The 6313-nt window shown below is 57.8% G+C and carries 6 protein-coding genes; 5 read left to right on the top strand and 1 reads right to left on the bottom strand.

The window, feature by feature from the left end; translation table 11 throughout:
- Positions 1-128: 128 nt before the first annotated feature.
- Both AS89_RS0106565 and AS89_RS18155 read left to right on the top strand, forming a co-directional pair.
- On the top strand, positions 129-1685 hold the full coding sequence (locus AS89_RS0106565) for a S41 family peptidase (protein WP_202798386.1): 1557 nt from the start codon (positions 129-131) through the stop codon (positions 1683-1685).
- Between the two features lie 5 nt (positions 1686-1690).
- Positions 1691-2125 carry a hypothetical protein gene (locus AS89_RS18155; RefSeq protein WP_010131667.1) on the top strand — a complete coding sequence of 145 codons (435 nt, stop codon included), beginning with the start codon at positions 1691-1693 and terminating at the stop codon, positions 2123-2125.
- Between the two features lie 71 nt (positions 2126-2196).
- On the opposite strand, the gene AS89_RS0106555 is transcribed toward AS89_RS18155, so the two are convergent.
- Positions 2197-2502: a YhbY family RNA-binding protein gene (locus AS89_RS0106555; protein WP_010131666.1), complete on the bottom strand. Its 306-nt coding sequence runs from the start codon at positions 2500-2502 to the stop codon at positions 2197-2199.
- A gap of 91 nt (positions 2503-2593) precedes the next feature.
- Between AS89_RS0106555 and rlmE the strand changes: the two genes are divergently transcribed.
- The 3 genes from rlmE (at position 2594) to folP (ending at position 6310) form a co-directional block, all read left to right on the top strand.
- Positions 2594-3214, top strand: coding sequence for a 23S rRNA (uridine(2552)-2'-O)-methyltransferase RlmE (gene rlmE / locus AS89_RS0106550; RefSeq protein ID WP_010131665.1), 621 nt, complete (start codon positions 2594-2596; stop codon positions 3212-3214).
- Between the two features lie 188 nt (positions 3215-3402).
- The gene (ftsH, locus tag AS89_RS0106545) at positions 3403-5310 is read left to right on the top strand and encodes an ATP-dependent zinc metalloprotease FtsH (RefSeq protein WP_010131664.1); all 1908 of its coding nucleotides are present in this window, start codon (positions 3403-3405) and stop codon (positions 5308-5310) included.
- Positions 5311-5467: 157 nt separating this feature from the next.
- Positions 5468-6310 (top strand): dihydropteroate synthase, encoded by an 843-nt coding sequence (folP, locus tag AS89_RS0106540; protein ID WP_010131663.1) that lies wholly within the window; start codon positions 5468-5470, stop codon positions 6308-6310.
- The last annotated feature ends 3 nt before the right edge of the window (positions 6311-6313 follow it).

The raw sequence follows: 6313 nt of genomic DNA, 5'->3' as shown, positions 1-6313 counted from the left end.
TGAGCTGGGATAACCTAGTGGACGTACCAATTATAAGAATCATCAAAACGCACGGAGCCACCATGTCCGTTTATCGTCCTTCAGCACTTCCGGTTCGTTGTCTGCGCGCTCTGGGGAAATCACTGTGTGTGTTAGGGGCCGCTTCCCTTGTGGCCTGTGGTGGTGGCGGTGGGGGATCATCGTCAAGCTCCCAGAATCTCACCCCAGACCCAGCTGGTGATGCGGATACCGGTTGGCAGCAGGGAGTATTTCTTCCCGCGGAAACGTTTGCCAACCGATGTGACATGCCGCGGACAGGGGTCGATCCCGCAACTGGGGAGGCCTACGCAGATGTAAAAGGCACCACACTGGATGAAAACATGTGGATGCGCAGTTGGAGTAACGACCTGTATCTCTGGTATGACGAAATTGAAGACCGGGATCCAGAAGGCTTCACCACCGAGGACTATTTCGACACCCTGAAAACGAACGAATTAACCATGTCCGGTACGCCCAAGGATCAGTTCCATTTTCTGGTGCCCACGGATGAGTGGATTGCGCAGTCCCAGTCTGGTGTATCGGTGGGCTACGGTCTCGAGTGGGCTTTGTTGAGTGCCTTGCCACCGCGCGAGGCACTGGTTGCCTATACGGCCAGGGAGGGTGCTGTCGACCTGCCGCCTCGCGGGGCGCGCATTCGGGAAATTGACGGTTACAGTATCGATGTGACCTCTCAAGAGGGAGTAGATGCGTTGAATGCGGGCTTGTTCCCCTCTGCAGAGGGCGAGCAACACACCTTCTTGTTTGAATACCCCGATGGACAACTGAAGGGTATGACCCTGACGGCCGGCACGGTGGTCTCGGACCCGGTACAAAGCGTCAAGGTGGTGGACGGGGCCATGGGGCGTAAGGTCGGCTACATGCTGTTTAATGACCACATCGCTACGGCGGAATTGGCATTGGTCAATGGTGTGAGGGAGCTGAGCGCGCAAAACATTGATGAGCTGGTGTTGGACCTTCGCTACAACGGTGGCGGTTATCTGGCGATTGCCAGCCAGCTGTCATACATGATAGCGGGTGAAACTGCGACGGCGGGCAGAATTTTCGAATTGCTCCAGTTTAATGACAAGCACCCAGAAACCAATCCAGTGACTGGAGACCCCTTGTTGCCCAATCCATTTTACGATGAAACGCTGGGCTTCTCTGCGGCACCTGGACAACCCTTGCCGACTCTGGATCTAAACCGCGTATTTGTTTTGACAGGCCCCAATACCTGTTCTGCCAGTGAGGCGATTATCAACGGCCTGCGTGGCATCGATGTGGAAGTGGTACAAATTGGTGCGACAACCTGTGGCAAGCCATTTGGTTTTTATCCGACCGATAACTGCGGCACCACCTATTTCAGTATTCAGTTTCAGGGGGTAAATGACAAAGGTTTTGGCGAGTACGCCGATGGCTTTACTCCGGTGGGTTCTGGTGACGCTGGTGTGGAGGTGACAGGCTGCCAGGTGGCTGACGATTGGAGTAAACCTCTCGGTGATATAGGTGAGGCACGTTTTGCGGCGGCGCTAAATTATATTAATACGGGTTCCTGCGATGCCCCCGCCACAACCATGGGCGTCGCGCGTTCAGCCCCGGCCGACCAGCTTTTGCTGGAAGGTATTGTGCCCAAACCTGTTTGGCGTCAAAGCCGGATCTATGTGAGGTAAAGGTCATGGGGAAGAGGTTGATTGGGAAAAGGTTGATTGGGAAAAGACTCAAAGCACTGATCGCTTGTTGCTTACCTGTCGTATACACCGCTTGTGGGTCGATGACAGCGGCGGGCTCGGATCAGCCAGCACTGTTGATCGAGGTTACTCCCGAGGTGATCCAAGAGTTGCAACAGGTTTTAGTGGACGCGAACAATGGTGCCCCCGTCACAATCGCCGACGATGTGTTTCATGAGAATAGTCTGCTGGCCCTCGAGCAGGGCCTGCTTGCCGATGACTCGGGCAGGCCTCTCAACGGGCGAGACTTGGGGGTGCCCAGGATTTTTCGTTTGATCAAAAACACACAGGGGTGCTGGCTGGTCCGTGAAGCCGATAGCCAGCGCTGGTATCTATCGAAAGCATCGTGTGTTTCTGAGAAGAGTCAGACACCGAGCGGTTAAACCCTGGTTGCGGTGAGAGCCCCCGATCGTGAAATGCCGATTGGGGGCGGGTGTATCTGGCAAATAGCAGATCAGGGGCGCAGTAAATTGGAAAGCCGCGCATTGGGCTTTTCCGCCTTGCGGAAGATCAGCGCGATTTTACCGATTTCCTGTACCAGCTCGGACTTGCTCTGCGCGCACAGTTCGCCAATCAGTTCGCGGCGTACATCGCGGTCATTGACCGCCAGTTTTACCTTGATCAGCTCGTGGTCTTCCAGCGCGCGATTCAACTCTTCCAGAACGCCTTCGGTCAGACCTTTGTCAGCAACGGTCACGATTGGCTTGAGGCTGTGGCCACGGGCGCGCAGCGCTTTTTTGCGGTCAGCGGTTAAAGGCATACAATACTCCATCCTTAAACCCATACTTGGGTAGTCGACGTGAGGGCAACCCGCGTGGACAACCCCATAAATTAGCGATGTATTGTAACTGATGGGCCGATCAAAGAGCAGCCACCGTTGGCTGCGTGAACATTTTAACGACCACTACGTCAAACAGTCCCAGAAAGAGGGATACCGTTCCCGTGCTTCCTACAAACTGCAGGAGTTGCAGGAGAAGGACCGCCTGATCAAGCCGGGTATGACCGTGGTTGACCTGGGTGCCGCTCCCGGAGGCTGGTCTCAGGTAGCTGCAGAACTTGTTGGTCATAAGGGGCGCGTGCTGGCATCGGATATCCTGCCCATGGACGCGCTGGCGGGCGTCGACTTCGTGCAGGGTGACTTTACCGAGGAGGCGGTGTTTGAGGAGCTGCTGGAAAAGCTCGGAGAAGAGCGCGCCGACCTTGTGATTTCCGATATGGCCCCCAATATGAGTGGAGTGCGCGCCGTCGATCAGCCTGCATCCATGTATCTGGTGGAGCTGGCGGTGGATATGGCGCGTCAGACCCTGAAGTCAGGCGGCGCCTTCGTGGCAAAAGTCTTTCAGGGGGAAGGGTTCGATGAACTGATTCGCGATTTGCGCAGTCAGTATCAAACGGTCGTGACCCGCAAGCCCGGTGCATCCCGCCCCCGTTCCCGTGAAGTCTATGTGGTAGCACGCGGCTTTAAAGGGTAAGAAGGGGTGAGAAGGGCGGTGCAGGATTGAGTCGCGAGGCTTTCATCGCCGAGATTTGATAAAGTCCCCATGACCGGGGCGACAGGTTTATGAGTTTCGCCACCTATACTGGGTGGATTGGAAGGAATGGAAAAAGTTGCCAAGGCGCAATCCAAGGCACAGGCAAGAGGGCATACCCTTTGAACGATATGGCGAAGAATTTGGTGTTGTGGTTGATCATTGCCGCGGTGCTGCTGATGGTCTTCCAGAACTTCAAGCCGCAATCCAGGGATGAATCCCTCAGCTACTCCGACTTTGTCCAGGATGTGCAATCCGGCCAAATCAAAAATGTGCTGGTCGATGGTCTCGTTATTACTGGTGAAAAGGCCGATGGCAGCCGCTTCAAGACCATTCAGCCACAAATTATCGACGACGAACTCACCAATGAGATGGTGCGTGGCGGCGTCGAGTTCAACGGTCGCGAGCCAGAAAGCGCCAGCATCTGGCAGCAGTTACTGGTGGCCAGCTTCCCGATCCTGATCATTATCGCTGTGTTTATGTTCTTTATGCGCCAGATGCAGGGCGGTGCCGGCGGTCGCTCGGGCCCCATGGCGTTCGGCAAGAGCAAGGCGCGCCTGTTAGGCGAAGACCAGATTAAAACCACCTTCGCCGATGTGGCGGGTGTGGATGAAGCGAAAGAAGACGTGCAGGAGCTGGTGGAGTTCCTGCGCGATCCGTCCAAATTCCAGCGCCTCGGCGGCGCCATCCCTCGTGGCGTACTTATGGCGGGCCCTCCCGGTACCGGTAAAACCCTGCTGGCCAAGGCCATTGCCGGGGAGGCCAAGGTGCCGTTCTTCTCGATATCCGGCTCCGACTTTGTCGAGATGTTTGTCGGTGTGGGTGCCTCCCGTGTGCGCGACATGTTCGAACAGGCCAAGAAGCAGGCTCCCTGCATCATCTTTATCGATGAGATCGACGCCGTCGGTCGTCACCGTGGTGCCGGCGTAGGCGGAGGCCACGACGAGCGCGAACAGACCCTGAACCAGCTGCTGGTAGAGATGGATGGCTTCGAGGGCAACGAGGGCGTGATCGTGATCGCCGCCACCAACCGCCCGGACGTACTCGACTCCGCGCTGCTGCGCCCCGGCCGCTTCGACCGCCAGGTATTTGTTGGCCTGCCGGACATCCGCGGTCGCGAGCAGATCCTGAAAGTGCATATGCGCAAGGTGCCCCTGGACGAGAAGGTGGACCCGCAAACCATTGCCCGTGGTACCCCTGGCTTCTCCGGTGCGGATCTAGCCAACCTGGTCAACGAGGCTGCGCTGTTTGCCGCCCGCGCCAACCGCCGCATGGTGACCATGGACGAGTTCGAGCGTGCCCGTGACAAGATCATGATGGGTGCCGAGCGTAAGTCCATGGTGATGAACGAGAAGGAGAAGACCAATACGGCGTACCACGAAGCGGGCCATGCCATTATTGGTCGCCTGGTGCCGGAGCACGACCCGGTGCACAAGGTCACTATCATTCCGCGCGGCCGCGCCCTGGGTGTTACCCAGTTCCTGCCGGAAGAAGACAAATACAGCCTGTCCAAGCGTGCACTGGAATCACAGCTGTGCTCCCTGTTCGGCGGCCGTATTGCTGAAGAGATGACCCTGGGGGTGGATGGTGTAACCACCGGTGCCTCCAACGATATCGAACGCGCTACCGATATTGCCCGCAACATGGTCACCAAGTGGGGCCTGTCGGAAAAGCTCGGCCCACTGCACTACGGCGAAGACGAGAGCGGTCAGCCCGGCCAGGGCAACCCGGTATCCGGCAAGACCTCGAACGAAATCGATGAGGAAGTGCGCCGAATTATCGACACTTGCTACGACCGTGCGCAGAAACTGCTGGAAGAGAATCGCGATATCCTGGAGGCGATGAAAGATGCGCTGATGGAATACGAGACCCTGGATGCGGAACAGGTGGATGACCTGATGGCACGCCGCAAGGTGCGCCCGCCCAGAGATTGGCACGACAACGATTACACCGGCGGAGACTCCTCCGACGACGTCGAGCCAGAGAGCAAGTCCGAGGATGGTGACAGCTCCGTAGGTGGCCCGGTTAACGGTCACTGAGTTAGAGGCGGACTCTGTCGGTACGCTTCCAGTATCGACCGCGAAGCGGGCCTGCTAATCACTAGCAGGCCCGTTTTGTTTATCTAGTGATACCAGATGGCGCGCGGCGGTCTTCGCAGGCGGCGTGGCTGGTGTTGCGTCAGGCGATAAGAATTGTATGAAGTTACTCTGCGGCCAGCGCACGCTGGACCTGTCCCGTCCCCGGGTGATGGGCATCCTCAACACTACGCCAGATTCCTTTTCCGATGGCGGCAGCTATTACGGCGATGGCGGTTTGAACCTCGATCTGGTGCTAAAGCGTGCCGAGCAAATGGTGCAGGATGGCGCCTCGATACTCGATATTGGTGGCGAGTCGACCCGCCCGGGTGCGGCACCGGTATCCGAGCAGGAAGAACTGGCGCGTGTGGTGCCGGTCGTGGAAGCCATTGCGGCACGTCTGGATGTTGTGATCTCTGTCGATACCAGCACCGCCTCGGTGATGCACAATGCCGCCGCGGCCGGCGCCGGTATCATCAACGATGTACGCGCACTGACTCGGCCCGGGGCGCTGGAGGCCGCTGCTGCGACCGGCTTGCCGGTGTGCCTGATGCATATGCAGGGGCAGCCCGGCACCATGCAGGACAAGCCCGAGTACGCAGATGTGGTGGCCGAAGTGCGCGCTTACCTCGATGCGCGCCTGCAGGCCTGTGTCGACGCTGGTATCCCGCAGGACAAGGTTATGTTTGACCCGGGCTTTGGTTTCGGCAAGAACGACGAGCACAATCTCGCGCTGTTGCGCCAATTGCCAGAAGTGGCGCCCAAAGGGGTGCCCCTACTGGTGGGGATGTCGCGCAAATCCATGATCGGGCGGTTGCTGGGTCGCGAGGTTGATGAGCGCCTTGCCGGCAGTCTGGCGCTGGCCATGCTGGCCGCCCAGCGCGGTGCCGCAATTATTCGCGTGCATGACGTTGCAGCCACGACAGATGTGCTGAAATTACAACAATTAGTGGATTGCCCTTGAGTA

Source organism: Microbulbifer agarilyticus S89, from assembly GCF_000220505.1.
GTDB lineage: Bacteria > Pseudomonadota > Gammaproteobacteria > Pseudomonadales > Cellvibrionaceae > Microbulbifer > Microbulbifer agarilyticus_B.
Note: the sequence above shows the minus strand (reverse complement) of the source record. Positions and strands in the feature narration are given on the sequence as shown.

Coding starts and splice junctions, on each gene's coding strand:
- AS89_RS18155 (WP_010131667.1), top strand. CDS start 1,691: ATGGGGAAGAGGTTGATTGGGAAAAGGTTGATTGGGAAAAGACTCAAA.
- AS89_RS0106555 (WP_010131666.1), bottom strand. CDS start 2,502: ATGCCTTTAACCGCTGACCGCAAAAAAGCGCTGCGCGCCCGTGGCCAC.
- rlmE (WP_010131665.1), top strand. CDS start 2,594: ATGGGCCGATCAAAGAGCAGCCACCGTTGGCTGCGTGAACATTTTAAC.
- ftsH (WP_010131664.1), top strand. CDS start 3,403: ATGGCGAAGAATTTGGTGTTGTGGTTGATCATTGCCGCGGTGCTGCTG.
- folP (WP_010131663.1), top strand. CDS start 5,468: ATGAAGTTACTCTGCGGCCAGCGCACGCTGGACCTGTCCCGTCCCCGG.